Annotated in this window: 14 protein-coding genes; 9 read left to right on the top strand and 5 right to left on the bottom strand. The window is 63.2% G+C overall.

Annotated elements, in window-relative coordinates; translation table 11 throughout:
- Positions 1-29: 29 nt before the first annotated feature.
- Both BXE_RS30080 and BXE_RS30075 read right to left on the bottom strand, forming a co-directional pair.
- A complete protein-coding gene (locus BXE_RS30080) occupies positions 30-1,031 on the bottom strand; it encodes an ABC transporter permease (RefSeq protein WP_011491891.1) in 1,002 nt (333 codons plus the stop codon).
- The gene (locus BXE_RS30075; protein ID WP_011491890.1) at positions 1,028-2,647 is read right to left on the bottom strand and encodes a sugar ABC transporter ATP-binding protein; all 1,620 of its coding nucleotides are present in this window, start codon (positions 2,645-2,647) and stop codon (positions 1,028-1,030) included. Before BXE_RS30075 ends, BXE_RS30080 begins: the two co-directional genes overlap by 4 nt.
- 251 nt (positions 2,648-2,898) lie before the next feature.
- On the opposite strand from BXE_RS30075, the gene deoC reads away from it, so the two are divergent.
- From deoC to BXE_RS30040, 7 genes are all read left to right on the top strand, one after another.
- Positions 2,899-3,909, top strand: coding sequence for a deoxyribose-phosphate aldolase (gene deoC / locus BXE_RS30070; RefSeq protein ID WP_011491889.1), 1,011 nt, complete (start codon positions 2,899-2,901; stop codon positions 3,907-3,909).
- A 16-nt stretch (positions 3,910-3,925) separates the two neighbouring features.
- A complete protein-coding gene (locus tag BXE_RS30065; protein ID WP_011491888.1) occupies positions 3,926-6,316 on the top strand; it encodes an aldehyde dehydrogenase family protein in 2,391 nt (796 codons plus the stop codon).
- Between the two features lie 168 nt (positions 6,317-6,484).
- Entirely contained in the window at positions 6,485-7,462 is a 978-nt protein-coding gene (gene rbsK / locus BXE_RS30060; RefSeq protein WP_011491887.1) for a ribokinase, read from the top strand.
- Positions 7,463-7,496: 34 nt separating this feature from the next.
- Positions 7,497-8,543, top strand: a complete 1,047-nt coding sequence (locus BXE_RS30055) for an ABC transporter permease (protein ID WP_011491886.1) — start codon at positions 7,497-7,499, stop codon at positions 8,541-8,543.
- A 111-nt stretch (positions 8,544-8,654) separates the two neighbouring features.
- Positions 8,655-9,659 carry an autoinducer 2 ABC transporter substrate-binding protein gene (locus BXE_RS30050; RefSeq protein ID WP_011491885.1) on the top strand — a complete coding sequence of 335 codons (1,005 nt, stop codon included), beginning with the start codon at positions 8,655-8,657 and terminating at the stop codon, positions 9,657-9,659.
- Between the two features lie 96 nt (positions 9,660-9,755).
- Complete coding sequence (locus BXE_RS30045) at positions 9,756-11,324, top strand: sugar ABC transporter ATP-binding protein (RefSeq protein ID WP_049782289.1); 1,569 nt, start codon at positions 9,756-9,758, stop codon at positions 11,322-11,324.
- Positions 11,325-11,339: 15 nt separating this feature from the next.
- On the top strand, positions 11,340-12,398 hold the full coding sequence (locus BXE_RS30040) for an ABC transporter permease (protein ID WP_011491883.1): 1,059 nt from the start codon (positions 11,340-11,342) through the stop codon (positions 12,396-12,398).
- Positions 12,399-12,471: 73 nt separating this feature from the next.
- On the opposite strand, the gene BXE_RS30035 is transcribed toward BXE_RS30040, so the two are convergent.
- Together BXE_RS30035 and BXE_RS30030 are read right to left on the bottom strand one after the other, a co-directional pair.
- Positions 12,472-13,197 carry a DeoR/GlpR family DNA-binding transcription regulator gene (locus BXE_RS30035; RefSeq protein ID WP_011491882.1) on the bottom strand — a complete coding sequence of 242 codons (726 nt, stop codon included), beginning with the start codon at positions 13,195-13,197 and terminating at the stop codon, positions 12,472-12,474.
- 146 nt (positions 13,198-13,343) lie between these two features.
- Positions 13,344-14,324 (bottom strand): hypothetical protein, encoded by a 981-nt coding sequence (locus tag BXE_RS30030; protein WP_011491881.1) that lies wholly within the window; start codon positions 14,322-14,324, stop codon positions 13,344-13,346.
- Positions 14,325-14,673: 349 nt separating this feature from the next.
- Between BXE_RS30030 and BXE_RS30025 the strand changes: the two genes are divergently transcribed.
- Both BXE_RS30025 and BXE_RS30020 read left to right on the top strand, forming a co-directional pair.
- Positions 14,674-15,447 carry an SDR family oxidoreductase gene (locus BXE_RS30025; RefSeq protein WP_011491879.1) on the top strand — a complete coding sequence of 258 codons (774 nt, stop codon included), beginning with the start codon at positions 14,674-14,676 and terminating at the stop codon, positions 15,445-15,447.
- A gap of 112 nt (positions 15,448-15,559) precedes the next feature.
- On the top strand, positions 15,560-16,465 hold the full coding sequence (locus BXE_RS30020) for a LysR substrate-binding domain-containing protein (RefSeq protein WP_011491878.1): 906 nt from the start codon (positions 15,560-15,562) through the stop codon (positions 16,463-16,465).
- On the opposite strand, the gene BXE_RS30015 is transcribed toward BXE_RS30020, so the two are convergent.
- Complete coding sequence (locus tag BXE_RS30015; RefSeq protein ID WP_011491877.1) at positions 16,431-18,434, bottom strand: putative bifunctional diguanylate cyclase/phosphodiesterase; 2,004 nt, start codon at positions 18,432-18,434, stop codon at positions 16,431-16,433. The genes BXE_RS30020 and BXE_RS30015 overlap by 35 nt on opposite strands.
- Positions 18,435-18,591 lie beyond the last annotated feature (157 nt).

Here is an 18,591-nt window from a genome sequence, read left to right as displayed (position 1 = left end):
CTCTTCACATCTTCACGTCCACTGCCTTGCTATTTCCTCGTAAAAGCCACCGCCGCGACGATGATCACGCCTTTGATCACCAACTGAAGCGACGAACTGACGCCGAGCAGCACCAGCCCGTTATTGAGCGTGCCGATGATCAGACTGCCGAGCAGCGTCCCCAGCACGAAGCCGCGGCCGCCGAACAGACTGCAGCCGCCGAGCGTGACGGAGGCGATCACGTCCAGCTCCATGCCCTGCACGACGTCGGGCCGCGCCGCATGCGAGCGAGCCGACAGCACGAGCGCGGCGAGCCCGGCCAGCATGCCGGTGAGAATGAAGGCGAGGGTAGTCACGCGCCGCGTGTTGATGCCCGAGTACAGCGCCGCGGTCGGGTTGCCGCCCGCCGCATAGATCTGCCGGCCGAATACGCTGTAGTGCAGCAGCAGAATGCCGGCGATCACGGCGAGCACCGTCCAGATGATCGGCACGGGCACGCCGAAAATATCGCCCTCGCCGAAGATCGCGATGAACGAGTCGTTGTCGATGATCACGGGCTTGGTGGTCGTGACCATCAGCGCGAGTCCGCGCGCGGCGCTCAGTGTGCCGAGCGTGACGAGAAACGAAGGAATGTTCACGCGCGTGGTCACGATCCCGTTGATCGCGCCGACTATCGCGCCGGTGCCGATACCCGCAAGCGCGCCGATGACCCAGTTGTTGCCCAGATACGTCATGGCCAGCGCCGCGGACATGCCCGAGAGCGCCAACGTCGAGCCCACCGAAAGATCGATCTGCCGCGCAATGATCACGAAGGTCATGCCGATCGCGATGATCGAGACGAGCGCGGTTTGCCGGCCGATATTCAGGAAGTTGTCGATGGATAGAAACCACGGCGACGCGAAGCTGAACACCACTAGCAGAATCGCGAACGCGGCATAAAGCGCATAGGGGCGGTCGCCTTGCAGCAAAGCGCGCGCGATGCGCCGCAACCGGCTTTTCTGCGGCGGCGATGCCTGCCGTTCGGACGTCAGCGGCGAGACGGATTCGTTCATATTGCTTGCGCCTCGATGGAAGAGCGGGAAAGCTGGATCAGGTGATGCAGCGCTTCGGCGTTGGCGAGTTCGGCGCGCTCGACGGTCTTGACGATCGAGCCGTCCGCGACAATCGAAATCCGGTCGCACAGGCGCAGGAGTTCATCCAGGTCCGAAGACACGACGAGCACGCCGGTGCCCGCGCGGGCGGCGTCATTGACCACGCCGTAGATTTCCTCGCGCGCGCCGACGTCCACGCCTACAGTCGGTTCGTCGAGCAGAAGAACCCGCGGGCGCGGGTGATTCCACTTCGCGAAGACTACTTTCTGCTGATTGCCGCCGGATAAAAATTTGACCACCGTGGAAGGGCCGGGCGCCTTCACCGACAGTTCCTTCATGGAGCGCCGCGCCTGCTGAACGGCGGCCTGACTGCGCAGCCATCCCCAGCGGGAAAAATGCGGCAGGCGCGGCAGCGTCAGATTGCGTTCGATCGAATGATCGAGCACGAGCCCTTCGAGATGACGGTCCTCAGGCACCAGCGCGACGCCGAGCTGAATGGCCTCGGCGGGCGTGATGCGCGCACGCGCTCGCCCGTCAATCTCCATTGCGCCGGCGTCGACCGAACGAAGGCCAAAGATGGTTTGCAGAATCTCGGTGCGCCCGCTGCCGATCAATCCCGCGAGTCCGTGAATTTCGCCGCGGCGAAGCAGGAGATCGACGTGACGCAGCCGGTCGTTGCTGACGTTCGATAACTTGAGCACGGGCGCAGCCGTGGCATCGGCGGCTGCTTCGGCTATCGCCGACGCGCTTGCCGTTGCTCGGGAAATCGCGCCGTCGCCCACGGCCGTTTTCTGCCGCGCCTGCAGCGCGGCATGACCGGAGCCGACGATCGCCGCCACCAGTTGCTTCATATCCGTTTTTGCTGTGTCGAACGTGCCGGCATTGGCGCCGTCGCGGAATACCGTGACGCGCTGCGAAATGCGGAACACCTCGTTCAACCGGTGCGTCACATAGATCACGCCCACGCCGCGAGCCGTGACCGCGCGAATCGCGTCGAACAGAATCTGCTCTTCGCCGCCGGTCAATGCGGAGGTGGGTTCATCGAGTATCAGCACCCGCACGTCGCCCATCAGGGCCTTGCAGATCTCGGTCATTTGGCGGTACGCGAAGGGCAGCGCGCCGACCGGTGTCTTCGGATCGAGCGGGATGCCATGCGAGCGCAAAAATTCGCCGACCGTGGCCATGAGCAGGCGGTTCTTCACGAAGCCCAGACGCGTGCGCGGCTCGCGTCCCAACATGAGATTGGCGCCGACCGAGAGCGATTCGACAAGGCTCAGGTCCTGGTAGACCACGGCGACACCCGCGTCGCGCGACTGCGCCGGCGAGTCGAACGCGACTTTGTGGCCGGCGATTTCGATCACGCCGTCGTCATATGCATGCACGCCGCTGAGGATCTTGATCAGCGTGGACTTGCCCGCGCCGTTTTCACCGAGCAGCGCATGCACTTCACCGGGAAACACTTCGAGGTCGACGCCGCGCAGCGCCTGCACGCCGCCAAATCGCTTGGTGACGCCCGCAACACGGATCAATGGAACCTGAGGCGATGACGCGGCCGCGACCGCAACCGGCTCACTCATCTGGCATGTCTCCTTCGTCCACGCGACGACATTCTTTTCTTTGTATGACGCTGTCCGGCCGAAACCGTGTTGTGATCTTCGCATCATGAATATGGTGCGTCAATAACATTCACAGGCGTTCAACGGGCTTCTGTACCTGTTGATGTAACGATTGTTCGCAAAGCTTGTTATGATTCTATCAATCGTTGTAGCATAAGTGCGAACAAATCGTCGGCGGCTGTTGTGCGTCGCGTCATATTTCCGGATGTCTTATGCCAGAAGCCCCATTGCAGTCTTCATCGGTCGTCGCGCTGCGCGGCACACCGCTCGTTCATCCGGTGCGCAATCCCGGCATGCCGTTCGAGGCCTCGTGGCTCGATGGCTTGCGCGTCAATCAGTCGGCGGTGGAGCGGCGCACCGCCACGCTCGGCACGCGCCGCAGCGTCAAGAAAGATGCGCAGGCCGCCTGGCTGCTGAAAGCCATTACCTGCATCGACCTCACCACGCTCAATGGCGACGACACGGAAGGCCGCGTGCGCCGCCTTTGCGCAAAGGCGCGTCAACCCGTGCGCACCGATCTGCTCGAAGCGCTCGGCATCGCGCCGCAAGGCATCACGACGGGAGCGGTGTGCGTCTATCACCGCTTCGTCGCGGCGGCGGTCGATGCACTGCACGGCAGCGGCATACCGGTCGCGGCGGTATCCACGGGTTTTCCCGCAGGGCTGATTCCCCATCCGCTGAAGCTGAAAGAGATCGAAGCGTCGGTCGCGGACGGCGCGCAGGAAATCGACATTGTCGTTACGCGTGAATATGTGCTGACCGGCAACTGGCAGGCGCTCTACGACGAAGTGCGCGACTTCCGCGCGGCCTGCGGTCCGGCGCATCTGAAGACCATTCTCGCCACCGGCGATATTCGCACGCTCTCGAACGTGGCGCGCGCCTCGATGGTCTGCATGATGGCCGGCGCCGACTTCATCAAGACATCCACCGGCAAGGAAGGCGTCAACGCGACGCTGGACGTGTCGCTCGTGATGGTGCGCATGATCCGCGAATACCAGGAGCGCACCGGCGTGCTTATCGGCTTCAAGCCGGCGGGCGGCGTGTCGAGTGCGAAGTCGGTGCTGTCGTACCAGATCCTGATGAAGGAAGAACTCGGCCGTGCGTGGCTGGAACCCGAGCTCTTCCGGATCGGCGCGTCGAGCCTGCTGGCCGATATCGAACGCCAGCTCGAACACTACGTGAGCGGCCGTTACTCCGCTTTCAACCGTCACCCCGTAGCCTGAACAGAAGACCGATCCCATGAGCGTAGCCGAGTATTTTTCATCGATGGAGTACGGTCCCGCACCCGAGGACGATCAACCCGCGCGCGCCTGGCTGGCGCAGCACGAGGAGCGTTTCGGGCATTTCATCGGCGGTGCGTGGCATGCGCCCGCGGCCGGCGAGCGCTTTGCCTCGCACGCGCCCGCAACGGGCGAGCGGCTCGCGGATATCGCCCAGGGCGATGCTGCCGATATCGACGCCGCGGTGGCCGCCGCGCGTGCCGCGCAGCCGGGCTGGTTCGCGTTGGGCGGCGCGGGCCGGGCGCGGCATCTGTATGCGCTCGCGCGCATGGTTCAGCGCCATAGCCGGCTCTTCGCCGTGCTCGAAGCGCTCGACAACGGCAAGCCGATCCGCGAGACGCGCGATATCGACGTGCCGCTGGTGGCGCGGCACTTCCTGCATCACGCGGGTTGGGCGCAGTTGCAGGAGAGTGAGTTTGCCGATTACGCGCCGCTCGGCGTGGTCGGTCAGATCGTGCCGTGGAATTTTCCGCTGTTGATGCTCGCGTGGAAGATCGCGCCGGCTATTGCCACGGGCAACTGCGTCGTGCTGAAGCCGGCCGAATATACGCCGCTCACCGCGTTGCTGTTCGCCGAACTCGCGCATCGCGCGGGTCTGCCGGCCGGCGTGCTGAACGTGGTCACAGGCGACGGACGCACCGGCGCCGCTTTGGTCGAGCATCCGCAGGTCGACAAGATCGCCTTCACCGGCTCGACGGAAGTCGGCCGGCTGATCCGCTCGGCCACGGCCGGCTCCGGCAAATCGCTGACGCTCGAACTCGGCGGCAAGTCACCCTTCATCGTGTTCGACGACGCGGATCTGGACGGCGCGGTGGAAGGCGTGGTCGACGCGATCTGGTTCAACCAGGGGCAGGTGTGCTGCGCGGGCTCGCGGCTGCTCGTGCAGGAAGGTGTCGAGGCGCGGTTCATCGCGAAGCTGAAACGGCGCATGGCGACGCTGCGCGTGGGTACGTCGCTCGACAAGAGCATCGACCTCGGCGCGATCGTCGATCCGGTGCAACTCGAACGCATCCAGTCGCTGGTGGAAACCGGCCGGCGCGAAGGCTGCTCGGTCTGGCAATCGCCTGAGACGACCATGCCCAGCGGCGGCTGCTTCTATCCGCCGACACTCGTGACCGGCGTGGCGCCGGCTTCCACGCTGGCGCAGGAAGAAATCTTCGGCCCGGTGCTGGTGACGATGAGCTTTCGTACCCCTGATGAAGCGATCGCGCTCGCCAACAACTCGCGTTACGGACTCGCTGCGAGCGTGTGGAGCGAGACCATCGGCCGCGCGCTCGACGTCGCGCCGCGTCTTGCATGCGGCGTCGTCTGGATCAATGCGACCAATCTGTTCGACGCGGCGGTCGGCTTCGGCGGCTATCGCGAATCGGGTTACGGCCGCGAGGGCGGGCGTGAGGGCATCTACGAATATCTGAAACCGCGGGCGTGGCTCAATCTTGCGGAGCGCCGCACGGCGCGCAGCGCGGGCGGCAGCGCGGCCACGGTCGATGCGTTGTCCAACGTCACGTCGATCGACCGCACCGCGAAGCTCTTTATCGGCGGCAAGCAGGCGCGGCCGGACAGCGGCTATTCGCTGCCGGTTCATGCGCCGGACGGCACGCCCGTCGGCGAGGTGGCCGCGGGCAATCGCAAGGACATCCGCAACGCGGTCGAAGCGGCCCGCGCGGCGCAGAAGTGGTCGCAGGCAAGCACGCATAACCGCGCGCAGGTGCTGTTCTATCTGGCCGAAAACCTGGCCGTGCGCGGGGACGAATTCGTGCGCCAGCTGATGGTGCGAAACGGTGCGGCGCAAGCCGCGGCGCGCGCCGAAGTGGACGCCTCGGTGCAGCGTCTTTTCACGTACGCAGCGTGGGCCGACAAGTTCGACGGCGCCGTGCATACGCCGCCGCTGCGCGGTGTGGCGCTGGCCATGCATGAGCCGCTCGGCGTGATCGGCATTGCCTGTCCGGACGAAGCGCCGCTGCTCGGCTTCATTTCGCTGGCCGCGCCGGCGCTGGCTATGGGCAACCGCGTGGTGGTGCTGCCGAGCGAGGCGTCGCCGCTCACGGTCACCGACTTTTACCAGGTGGCCGAGACCTCGGATGTGCCCGGCGGCGTGCTGAACATCGTCACCGGCGAACGCGGCGCGCTGCTGCCGGCGCTCGCAAAGCACGACGACGTGGACGCAGTCTGGTGCTTTGGCGGCGCGGCGGATTGGACGCTGGTCGAACGCGAATCGGTCGGCAATCTGAAGCGGACGTTCGTCGATCACGGCCGCCAGTTCGACTGGTTCGACCGTTCGAGCGAAGGCCGGCCGTTCCTGCGCCAGGCGGTGCAGGTCAAGAACATCTGGATACCGTACGGCGATTGATCGGCCACTGTACGGAACGTCTGAAAGACACGCACGCCAACCAGAAAATGGAGGAGACAACGTGCTGAAAAATCTGGATCTGCAGTTCAATGCCGAGGTGCCGTGCGCACTTCGGGTTGCGAACGACTTTCCCTTGAACCCGGCTGTTCAGGATCAGGGGGAACGCGCATGAACACGTCTACGCAAGCACGCGCAAAGGGACGCGTCGTCATTCTCGGCATCTACGTCACCGATCTGACGTTTCGCGCCGGTCGCATGCCGCAGATCGGCGAGACCATCGCGGGCTCGGCGTTCGCGATGGGGCCGGGCGGCAAGGGCTCGAATCAGGCGGTGGCGGCCGCGCGCGCCGGCGCCGACGTGGTGTTCTGCACCCGCATCGGCAACGACGCGTTCGGCGCGATTGCGCGCGCCACGTGGGCCGCTGAAGGCATCACGGCGCGCGCGTCGGTGATCGAAGGCGTCTCGACGGGCGCGGCGCATATTTTCGTCGACGACAACACCGGCATGAACGCGATCATCGTCGCCTCCGGCGCGGCCGGGACGATGGAGCCCGCCGATGTCGACGCAATCGAAGCCGACATCGCCGCCGCGCGGGTTTTCGTCACGCAGCTCGAACAGCCGCTCGAGGCCGCGCGCCGCGGGCTCGAAGTGGCGCGCCGGCACGGCGTCATCACAGTGTTCAATCCGGCGCCGGCGTTGCCGCTCGACGACGGCATCTTCCCGCTGTGCGACTACATCACCCCGAATGAAACCGAAGCGACCGCGCTCACCGGCGTGCCGATCGCGAACGCCGACGACGCCCGCCGTGCCGCCGACGTGCTGCTCGCCAAAGGCGTCGGCACGGTCATCGTCACGCTGGGCGAGGGCGGCGCGCTGCTGCATTCGGCGGCGCAATCGATCCTCGTGCCCGCCTATCACTGCGGCCGCGTGGTGGAAACCGCGGGCGCCGGCGACGGCTTCACGGGCGGCTTCGCGGCCGCGCTCGCACGCGGCGACGACGCCATGACCGCATTGCGTTTCGGCTGCGCACTCGCGGGCATTTCCGTGACACGTCCGGGCACGGCGCCTTCCATGCCGACGCTCGACGAAGTGAACCAGGTTCTGAAACAGCCGAACCAGCCGGCGGGCGTGTCCCAGCCGTGCTGACCGATTGCGAAGCTTGAAGGAGCGTGTCCTCACCATGAAGTCTTCGTTCACCGCTGGAAAACTGTTCGGCGACCGGCAACTGAATTTTCTGCTGATCGTCAACGTGCTCGTCGTGCTGGTCGCGACGTGGCTCTCGCATGGCCAGTTCGTCGATATCGACAATCTGCAGTCGATGGGCGGCCAGTTGCCCGAACTCGGCCTGCTCGCGCTCGGCATCATGCTTTCGATGGTGTCGGGCAACGGCGGGATCGATCTGTCCGGCGTCGGGCTCGCCAATCTGTCGGGTATGGTCGCGGCACTGGTCGTGCCGCGCTTCGTCAACGGCGACGATTCGCCCGCGCTCTACACGTCGCTCTTCTGCGTGATTGTGGTGGCGATGGGCTTGCTCGGCGGCCTGCTGAACGGCGTGGTGATCGCGCGCCTCAGACTCACGCCGATTCTCTGCACGCTCGGCACGCAGTTGCTGTTCACCGGCTTCGCGGTGGTGCTCAGCAATGGCGCTTCCGTGCATGTCGATTACGTGGACCCGTTGTCGAATATCGGTAACGGTACGGTGTTTCAGGTGCCGATCGCCTTCTGCATCTTTATCGCAGCCGTGATCGTGCTGGGGTGGCTGCTCAAACGCAGTCCATTCGGCCTGCGCCTCTATCTGATGGGCACCAATCCGAAGGCGGCGTTCTACGCCGGCATTCCGCGCGCGCGCATGCTGATCACGACGTATGCGATGTGCGGCGTACTCGCTTCGCTGGCCGGCTTGATCAGCGCGACGCATACGTCCAGCGCGAAATGGGACTACGGCAACTCCTATCTGCTGATCGCGATCCTGATCGCGGTGATGGGCGGCGTGAATCCCGCGGGCGGGCATGGCCGCATCATCTGCGTGTTTTTCGCCGCGACGGTGCTGCAGTTTCTCTCCAGCCTGTTCAATCTGATGGGCGTGTCGCAGTTTTTCGGCGATTGCGCGTGGGGTTTTCTGTTGCTGCTGTCGCTCGCGTTTGCGGGCGGTGAACGGGTGCGCGCGATTTTCGGCTTCGGCGGCGGGGCAGGCGGCAGTCGTTCGGGCGCGGCGCCTGGAAGTTAGCCGGCACGCGACAAGGTTTTAGTACACGGCGTTTTAGTACACGGCGGACAACGAGCCCTGGCTGTCCGTGACGGTGAAATGGGCGACATCGAACCAAAAAGGAGACATCGCATGAAATTGACTCGACTGGGTGCCGCGCTCGCAGCAGGCGCGCTGACGATTGGCGTGATCGCCGCCGCGCAGGCCGCCACGAACGAAACGATCGTCACGGTCGTGAAGGTGACCGGCATCAACTGGTTCAACCGGATGGACGACGGCGTCAAGCAGTTCGCGAAAGACAATCCCGGCGTCACCGCGTATCAGACCGGCCCCGGCCGCGCGGATGCGGCTCAGCAACTGAAGATCATCGAAGACCTGATCGCCAAAAAGGTCACCGCGATTGCCGTGGTGCCCTACGATCCGCCGACGCTCGAACCGGCGCTAAAAAAGGCGATGGATCGCGGCATCAAGGTCGTCACGCATGAGGCCGACAACGAGAAGAACACGATGGTCGACATCGAAGCGTTCGACAACACCGCCTACGGCGCCGGCCTGAACGAACGGCTCGCCTCGTGCATGCACGACGACGGCAAGTGGGCCGTGCTGGTCGGCTCGCTCGGCAGCCGCTCGCAGGTGCAATGGGCGGACGGCGGCATCGGCAACGCCAAGGCCAAATATCCGAAGATGAACCTGGTCGAGCCGAAGCTCGAAACCAACAACGACGGCGAACGCGCCTATGAAGTCGCGAAAGAAGTGCTGCGCAAGCATCCGGATCTGAAGGGCTTCCAGGGCTCGTCTTCGCTCGACGTGATCGGCATTGGCCGCGCGGTCGAAGAGGCCGGCATGCAGGGCAAGATCTGCGTGTACGGCACGGGTCTGCCGACCGAAGCCGGCAAGTTCCTCGAAAGCGGCGCCATCAACGGCATTGCGTTCTGGGATCCGAAACTCGCGGGCATTGCGATGAACAAGATCGCGCAAATGCTGATCGACGGCAAGACGGTGGAGAACGGCGCCGACCTCGGCATTCCCGGTTACACGAAGGTCACGGTTGCGAAAGGGCCGGGCAAGGGCATCATCGTGCGCGGGCAGGGCTGGGTGAACGTCGACAAGACGAACTACAAGCAGTATCCGTTCTGATTGCCCGCCGCTTGCGGTTTTGGTTTCATGTTGTTTCATGTTGTTTCATGCATCACGGCGTCCCCACGGGGACGCCTCAACTTGCGACTCGCCACCATGAATCAGGACGCAATTTCACCGGCTTTGCCGAATTCACCGCAGTCCGAAGCGTCTCTGCCGTTCCTGCAGGTTGTCGGCGTGCACAAGCGCTTCACCGGCGTGCATGCGCTGCGCGGCGTGAGTCTGTCATTCGAACGCGGCCAGATCTATCACCTGCTCGGCGAAAACGGTTGCGGCAAGAGCACGCTCATCAAGATCATCTCCGGCGCGCAGCCGCCCGACGAAGGCGAACTCGTGATCGAAGGCGTGCGGCATGCGCGGCTCTCCGCGCTCGAATCGCTCGCCGCGGGCATTGAAACCGTTTATCAGGATCTCTCGCTGCTGCCCAACATGAACGTGGCCGAAAACGTCGCGCTCACGTCCGAGCTGGCCACGCACGCGGGCAAGCTGGTCCGCACCTTCGACCGGCGCGAGCTGGCGCGCACGGCCGCGCGCGCGCTCGAAGCGGTCGGCCTGCCCGGCACTGCGGAGTTTCAGGCGACGCTGATCGAGCAATTGCCGCTCGCCACGCGGCAACTCGTGGCGATTGCCCGCGCGATTGCCAGCGAGGCGAAGTTCGTCATCATGGATGAGCCCACCACGTCGCTCACGCAGAAGGAAGTCGACAATCTGATTGCCGTGCTCGCCAATCTGCGCGCTCAGGGTGTCACCGTGCTGTTCGTGAGCCACAAGCTCGACGAGTGCTACGCGATCGGCGGCGAGGTGATCGTGCTGCGCGACGGACAGAAAATGGCGCAAGGACCGATCGCGCAATTCACCAAAGCGCAGATCAGCGAACTGATGACGGGCAGGCATCTGTCGAACGAGCGCTATCGCGAGGGCGCATGCGAGCAGAACGTCGTGCTCGATGTGCGGGGTTATACGCGCGCCGGCCAGTTCAGCGATGTGTCGTTCGCGCTGCACGGCGGGGAGATTCTGGGCATTACAGGGCTGCTCGATTCGGGGCGCAACGAACTCGCGCGTGCGCTTGCCGGTGTCGCGCCCGCGCAATCCGGGCAGGTGCTGCTCGACGGCAAGGCCGTTTCTCTGCGCACACCTTCGGACGCGAAGGAGCACCGCATCGGCTATGTCCCGGAAGACCGCCTGAACGAAGGGCTTTTTCTCGACAAGTCGATTCGCGACAACGTGATCACCGCGATGATCTCCAGTTTGCGCGACCGCTTCGGCCAGGTGGATCGCAGCCGTGCACAGGCGCTCGCGGAGCAGACGGTGAAGGATCTGCAGATCGCCACGCCGGGTGTGGACAAACCCGTGCAATCGCTTTCGGGCGGCAACCAGCAGCGCGTGCTGATTGGACGCTGGCTCGCGATCGACCCGCGCGTGCTGATTCTGCATGGACCGACGGTGGGCGTGGACGTGGGCTCGAAGGACATCATTTACCGCATCATGCAGCGCCTGTCGCAACGCGGCATCGGCATCATTCTGATCAGCGACGACTTGCCCGAACTGCTGCAGAACTGCGACCGCATCCTGATGATGAAGAAAGGGCGCGTGGCCGGAGAATACCAGGCCGCCACGTTGAGCGAAGCCGATCTGTATCACGCGCTGCTTTCGGAAGCCGCATAAAGGACGTATCCACTCATGAACTCGCGCATCGATTCGCGCCTGAACCAGACCATGACCACCCCGACCATCGTCGAAGTCGCTCCCGAGGTCAAGCCGCCGGGCTTGCGGGCCAGGCTCGCGCGCAATCCCGAATGGTTTACCGTCGCGTTGATCGCGGTGACGTGCCTGATTGTCGGCGCGATCAATCCGCGGTTTTTCCAGCTCGCGACGCTATTCGACCTGTTGCACTCGGCCACCACGATGTCGCTTTTTGCGCTGGGCACGCTCGTGGTGCTGGCGTCCGGCGGGATCGACGTATCATTCACCGCGATTGCCGCGCTGACGATGTACGGCATCACCAAGGCCGTGTTCGCCTGGTGGCCGGATGCGCCGTTTGCGTTGATCCTGCTCACGGGTGCGCTCGGCGGCGTCGTGCTCGGTGTTGTCAACGGGCTGCTGGTGCATCGGCTGAAGGCGCCTTCGCTGATCGTGACGATCGGCACGCAGTATCTGTATCGCGGGTTGCTGCTGACGTTTATCGGCACGACGTTCTTCATGAACATTCCGCGCAGCATGGATCATTTCGGCCGCATTCCGCTGTTTTTCTATCACACCGCCGACGGCCTGCGCGCCGTTCTGCCGGTGTCGGTGGTGGCGCTGGTGGCGGCCGCGGTGCTCACCTGGTGGCTGTTGAACCGCACGATGATGGGCCGCGGCGTCTATGCAATGGGCGGCAGCCTCGCAATCGCCGAGCGGCTCGGCTACAACCTGCGCGCGATCCATCTGTTCGTGTTCGGCTATACCGGCATGCTCGCCGGCATTGCGGGCATTCTGCACGTCTCGAACAACCGGCTCGCGAATCCGTTCGATCTGGTGGGCTCGGAGCTCGATGTGATCGCCGCGGTGATTCTGGGCGGAGCGCGCATTACGGGCGGCACGGGCACGGTGGCCGGCACATTGCTCGGCGTGGCGCTGGTCACGCTGATCAATAGCGTGCTGATTCTGGTGGATGTGCCGAGCACCTGGCAGAAAGTGATTATCGGCGCGTTCATTCTGATTGCGGGTACGCTGTTCGCGTTGCAGCGCAAGAGTTGAAGATGCGACGCGCGGCTTCTACAATGCAGGCCGCGCGCGATGCAGAAGGCGGCAAGCAAGGCCGCAAGCACGCTTACCGGCGCTTGCGGAGCTGCTGGCCTTTCTCGGTGATGATGGAGTCGAAGTCGTCGACTTGCGAGAAACGCACCGCTTTGACTACGCCGAACTTGCTCTGGTCCACAACCAGATGCCGTTCTACCGCGCTCGCCATCGCCGCCTGCTTCAGTGCGACTTCATGAAAATTCCAGCACGTCACGCCGCGCGCGGTATCCACGCCGCCCGCTGAAATGAACGCCTTGTTGATCCCCATGCGGCGCAACATCTCCAGACTTTCTTCGCCGGCGAACGAATCCGACGAGGGCACGTAGACGCCGCCGAGCAGAATCATTCGCACATTCGGTTTGCGCCGCAGAATTTCGGCGACGTTCAACGAATAGCACACCACCGTGACATGCCGCTCGAGCGGAATCAGCCGGGCCAGCGTGGTGAGCGTGGTGCCGCAATCGATGAACAGCGTTTCGTTGTTGCCGATGAGTCCCGCCGCGACCGCCGACGCTTCGGCCTTGGCCTGCGCGAAGTGGTCTTTTTCTTCTTCGAGTGAATAGCCGGCGTTATTGGGTACGTCGGTGGCGCTGACGATATAGCCGCCGAGATACGTGAACCGTTCGGGGCTGCCCGCAATGTCGCGCCGGACAGTCATTTCCGAAACGCCGAGCAGGCCGGCGGCGTCGCGCAGGCGCATCACGTTTTGCCTTGTCAATGCTTCGGCAAGGGCGCGGAGGCGGTCGGGTTTCAGCATGGAGGTCCTGGCGCGCAGTGTGTGGATGGGCGTTATGTTTTGTTCGATTTGATGAAAGAATTATAACAAGAGGTGGTGCGCGCGGCGAGCGCGATATGAGTCGTCTGGTCGGGCGGGTGACACAGGTCTGCTGGTTCTGGCGCCGACTAGAACCGGTAGCCGATGCCGCCGAGAATCACGTCGGTGTCGCGGCTGTAGCGTGTGACCACGCGGTTCCACGTTACGCGCGCCGCCCAGTGCCGCGTGACCCGATACGAAGCCGACACCGAAACGAGGCCGGACAGTATGCCGTCGCCCGTGTCGCGATTGTCGTTCGAATCGCCGTGATGAATGGCGGCATACGCGCCCGCGCCGATACCGAGTGTCAGGCGGTCGTCGAAAAAGGCGCGCGTGAGCCAGAGTTGTGCGGTCGCGCCGTCGCGCCGCGCGGTCAAGCCATTGCCTTCGTGCAGGTAGCCCAGCGTCGCGTCGAGATAGTGGGTCAGCCCGCGCCGGTATTCGATTGCCTCCGCCGCCGATGATTGCGACTCGAGGCTGTTCAGAATGGTCGTGCCGGCCATGAAGGTCACTTCGTTGTTCGTGACTTTTTGCGTGCGCGGCAGGGCAAAATCACGCGGGCCGGGCGTCTCGGGCGCATCCAGTTGATAGCCGATGCCGAGCATGACCGCCGTGGTCGACGGCCCGTTCGTCACCTGTACGTGATTGAGTTGCAGATTGGCTGTCCAGCGCCGGGACGAATACCACGTGGCGCGCGCACTGTAGACAACGCCCCAGCCATGCGTATTCGAATAGCCTTTGCCTTCTTCCGCCGCTTCGGTGTCGAAGTAACGGTACGGGCCAACGCCGAGCGCGACGACGAAACGCCGCTGTGCAAGCGGCAGCCGGCCCCACACCTGGACGAGCTGGCCGTCGCGGTGATGATCGGGAATATGTCCTTCATTGAGCCACGTAATGCTGCCCGCAAGGTACTGCCCGAATCCTTCCGTATAGTCCATCGACCAAGCGTAGGAATGCGCATGCTCGCCCGTCAACGGTCCCGTGTATAGCGCGAATTCCTGAGCGGATGCGGGGCAGGCCCATAGACATATCGCCCCTGAGGCAACGGCAAGAGTCCAGTTAACTTTCATCGTTCATGAAGTATCCGGTCGTGACGGAAAGCACGCCAGCCTGCCGATTCTGCATTCCGGCGATGGTTCGCAGGTATTGTGGCAGCATTTCGCGGAAAACCACCTTCCACGAACGAGCGGGTTTATTTCGACAGGTTACGACGGCTGGCTAACCAGAAGCGCGATTTAACGATTTGCCGCGTGGCCATGCTGGATGCGCCAAGGTTCACCCGGTGCGTATGCCGGCGGCCGGATATGACCGCCTCACGCAATTGGACACATTTTCTGGACAATCCATCCAGCGCACGGCGGCTTATTCCGTGCCGGATGCTGCGTAGACTTGAATTCCCCGAACATTGAGGACATTCGCATGGCAGACCATTCCATCAAGGGCAAGGTTGCGCTCATAGCCGGTGGCGCGAAAAACCTGGGCGGCCTGATCGCCCGCGATCTCGCCGCCCAGGGCGCGAGAGCCATTGCAATTCACTACAACAGTGCCGGCAGCCGGGCGCAAGCCGATGCCACGGTCGAAGCAATCCGCGCCGCGGGCGCCGAAGCGGTGGCGTTTCAGGCGGACCTGACCCGCGCGGGCGCGGTCGAGAAACTGTTCGCCGATGCGGCGGCCGCGATCGGCAAGCCTGACATTGCCATCAACACAGTCGGCAAGGTGCTGAAAAAACCGTTTGTCGAGATCAGCGAGGCCGAGTATGACGAGATGACCGCGGTCAATTCGAAGACCGCTTTCTTCTTTCTCAAGGAAGCGGGCAAGCACGTCAACGACAACGGCAAGATCGTCACGCTCGTCACGTCTCTGCTCGGTGCATTCACGCCGTTCTACGCCGCGTACGCCGGCACCAAGGCGCCTGTCGAGCACTACACGCGCGCGGCCGCAAGGGAATATGGCACGCGCGGCATTTCGGTCACCGCCGTAGGCCCGGGACCGATGGACACGCCGTTTTTTTATCCTGCCGAAGGCGAAGACGCGGTCGCTTACCATAAGACCGCCGCGGCGCTATCATCGTTTTCCAGAACGGGCCTGACCGACATTCAGGACGTGGTACCGTTTATCCGCCATCTGGTCAGCGACGGATGGTGGATCACCGGCCAGACCATCCTCGTCAATGGCGGCTATACGACGAAGTGATGGTGCTTGCGTGGCCGGCGGCATGCCGCCGGCCGGCCCTGCAATCACCGCCATGCAGTGCCTGCAATGAAGCACGAAAATCGAAAGCGGCACATCAAGGTCATAACGTTCAATGGATAAACTTGATCAATACCGTGTGTTCATCCAGGTGGCCGATATGGGCAGCTTCATCAAAGCCGCGCACGCGCTGGAATTGCCGCGTGCGTCGGTGTCGGCGGCCGTCCAGCAACTGGAGGCGAGCGTCGGCGTGCGGCTATTGCATCGCACTACCCGCCGCGTGCAACTCACGGCCGATGGTGCGCAATTGCGGGAACGGGTCCGCGCGCTGCTGACCGATGTAGAGGAGATCGATCAGTTATTTCAGATCAGGCAACGGCAGGTCTCCGGACAGTTGAAAGTCGACATGCCGAGCCGTATTGCTCGCCGTCTCGTCGTGCCGGCGTTGCCGGGTTTGCTGCGCAACCACCCCGCGTTGCGGCTGGCGTTGAACTCGACCGATCGCGCGGTCGATCTCGTGCAGGAGGGCGTGGACTGCGCCGTTCGCGTGGGCACGCTGTACGACAGCAATCTGGTTGCGCAATCGCTCGGCAACATCGCCATGATCAACTGCGCGAGTCCGGGCTATCTGCGCGAATATGGCGTGCCCGAACGCCCCGACGATCTGCTCGACGGGCATCTGTGCGTCGGCTATGCATCGCCGACGACAGGCCGCGAACTGCCGTGGGATTACCTCGCCGCTGGTCGCGAGGCGCAGATTCCGGTGGTCAGCCGGGTGATCGTCAATAACGCGGAGAATTACATTTCCTGCTGCTGCGAAGGAATTGGACTGATCCAGATTCCGCGTTTCGACGTGCAGCATCTGTTGAACGCCGGCACGCTGGTGGAAGTGATGCCTGAATTCAGGGCGGCGCCAATGGCGGTCTCGGCGCTCTATCCGCACAGGAGGCAACGCTCGCGCCGGCTCGTCGCTTTCATCGAATGGTTCAAAGCGTTGATGCAGCCGCACTTCGAGCCGTGACAGAGCCGTTCATCACGAACGACTGCAATACGTCCGCACCCGCCACCGGTTTGCCGAAGAAGTACCCTTGCATGACGGTACAGCCCAGTCCCCGCAGAACGCTAACCTGCGATGCGGTTTCGACGCCCTCTACAACACAGGTGAGGCCGAGGTTCCTGCACAGGTCCACGATGCTCTTGACGACGGCACGGGCGGCCGCATCGTCCACGATATCCGCAATGAAACTGCGGTCGACCTTCAGCTTGTCGATAGGAAGCCGGTGAACATAGCTCAGGCTGGAGTATCCAGTACCGAAGTCGTCGAGAGAAATTTCCGCTCCGAGTTTTTTCAGGGCGCCAAGTGTTTCGCACGCACTCGAAACATTCTTGATGAGCGCCGTTTCAGTCACTTCGAAATTGATCCGTTCAGGGGCCACGCCGCTAGCTAGCGCGGTACGGATCACGCCGTCGATTGCCTCGGGGGAACTGACGTCGCGAGCCGAAAGATTAAACGCTATGCGCATCTGCGGCGGCCACGTCGCCGCGGCCTCCAGGGCTTTGCGCAGCAAAACATGCGTCATTGAATGGATCATGTCGGTTTTCTCTGCCGCTGCGAGAAAGTCCACGGGCGGTATCGTGCCGAGTGAAGGACTTGTCCATCGCGCGAGTGCTTCAAAAGCCACTATTCCTTTGGAGGAGATGTCGAAAATGGGTTGGAAGAATACGGAGATCTCGCGCTCGAAGTCCGCCAGTTTCAGGGCCTGTTCGATTTCATTGCACCGCCTGATCTGCGTTTCGTGTTCACGGGAAAATATCGCCGTTGCGCCACGGCGATGATTTTTCGCAAAAGACAGCGCATAGTCCGCCCGCTCAGACAACTCTACCGCTGTGGTGCCCGCCTCGGGGAAAACCGCGATGCCGAGCGATGCAGTCAAACGCGCGGTGACGTCCGTCAGTTCATAGGGCCGCTGCAGCGTAGCGCAGATTGCGGCGCCCAGTTCGCGCAGCCTCGCCTGACTGACGTCGCCGCCAAACAGGAGCCCAAATTCGTCGCCGCCTACGCGGGCGGCAATCAGGCCAGGCGACGAAAGCGATGCAAGACGGCGCCCGACTTCTTCGAGCAACCGGTCGCCGAAATGGTGGCCGTAGAGATCGTTTATCGGTTTGAACCCGTCGAGGTCGAGCACACCGACGGCCATGCCCGTGCGGGTCGCGCTGGCGGTCACAAGCAGTTTGTCGAGGTCGGAGAAGAAACGGCGGCGATTGGGTAGTCCCGTCAGCCCGTCGAGATTGGCGAGCCGGAGGTTCTCCATGCTGAGACGCTCGGTCTCCGCCTGCTTGATCAGAAGCTTGCGCTGCGATTCCACAAGATTCGCGAAATCGCGGTAGTAAATCAGCAGGATGACGATCATCACGGCGGAAACGAGCACCATGTTGATCGAGATGGCGATCAGCACGGCATGCTGGCTCATCAGGAAAAACACCGCAAAAGGCGCGACCACGATGCATGTCATCAGTAGCGCGGCGGCGCGCATATGCATCAGGCAGAAGATGCAGCCGATCACCGTGATCGACATATAGAACACCACATGGCATTGAGCGTAGGCGTCGCCGTACGGAAACAGCAAAAGACCCCAGACGGTGAACGCGGCGCCGAATAAAGCCGTAAGCCGCAAGGTATTGCGCAGGCGCTGGGCGATCACCTCGTCGGGCGGTTCAGCTTTGCGGGCCCGCAGCCACAGCACGATCCGTCCGGCGCAGGCCGCGCACAGGGCAAGCGGTAAATAAACCGCGAGCCAGCGCGGCGCTACCCGGAAATGGGTGAAGACCACCGCTGCCGTATTGACGACAAGAAGCACATATAAAAGCGGAACCTGGCGCGAAAATGCTTTGTATTGGGACCGCCTTAACTTCGCACTGGCAGGGGTGGCGATGATCGACCGGATCGTCTGAACGACTGCCCACGGCTTATCTTCCAGTAATTTTTTCATCTGCGTTCCCGTATCAACCGGCGATACAGCTAGCTCGACACCCGATGTGAAGCTCCTGGCAGCATGAGGCTCGTCGACATCGCCCGACCGGGTCGCGTGAAGATTCGACGCGGGACGGACCGGATTGCATTTGACGCTGCGATCTTCCGATCTTCGC

The sequence above is a fragment of the Paraburkholderia xenovorans LB400 genome, assembly GCF_000013645.1.
In the GTDB taxonomy this organism is placed as follows: domain Bacteria; phylum Pseudomonadota; class Gammaproteobacteria; order Burkholderiales; family Burkholderiaceae; genus Paraburkholderia; species Paraburkholderia xenovorans.
This window is presented reverse-complemented; position numbering and strand designations above follow the sequence as displayed.